At 46.7% G+C, this 572-nt stretch carries 1 protein-coding gene; it reads right to left on the bottom strand.

Going from position 1 to position 572, the window contains the following annotated elements; translation table 11 throughout:
• A partial coding sequence (locus A3756_RS04850; RefSeq protein WP_156490277.1) for an ATP-binding cassette domain-containing protein occupies window positions 1-572 on the bottom strand: 572 nt, incomplete at both ends.

The raw sequence follows: 572 nt of genomic DNA, 5'->3' as shown, positions 1-572 counted from the left end.
GAACAGTCAGTAATTGCTGGATATCATAGAAGTGCAAGCCAGTAGTTGGTTCGTCAAGGATGTAGAGGGTTTTACCTGTATCTCGCTTGGAAAGCTCTTTAGCTAGTTTGACACGCTGGGCTTCGCCGCCAGATAGTGTAATCGCACTTTGACCAAGTCTGATATACGACAGGCCAACATCCATTAAGGTCTGAAGCTTTCGGGCAATAAAGGGAACCGCGTCAAAGAATTCACGCGCATCTTCGATAGTAAGGTCCAGAACTTCGTGGATATTCTTCCCTTTATAGGTGATATCTAGTGTTTCCCTGTTGTATCGCTTGCTCTTACAAACATCACAAGGGACATAGACATCAGGTAGAAAGTGCATTTCTACTTTTGTGACGCCATCACCCTGACAGGCCTCACAGCGGCCACCCTTAACATTGAAGCTAAAGCGGCCTGGTTTATATCCACGAGACCTTGCCTCGTGAGTGCCAGCAAATAACTCTCTGATAGGTGTAAACAGTCCTGTATAGGTCGCGGGGTTTGATCTTGGGGTGCGTCCGATCGGGCTCTGATTAATATCGATAACT

The organism is Oleiphilus sp. HI0086 (assembly GCF_001635225.1).
The sequence above is the reverse complement of the archived record's forward strand: the minus strand, read 5'-3'. Positions and strand labels throughout refer to the sequence as shown.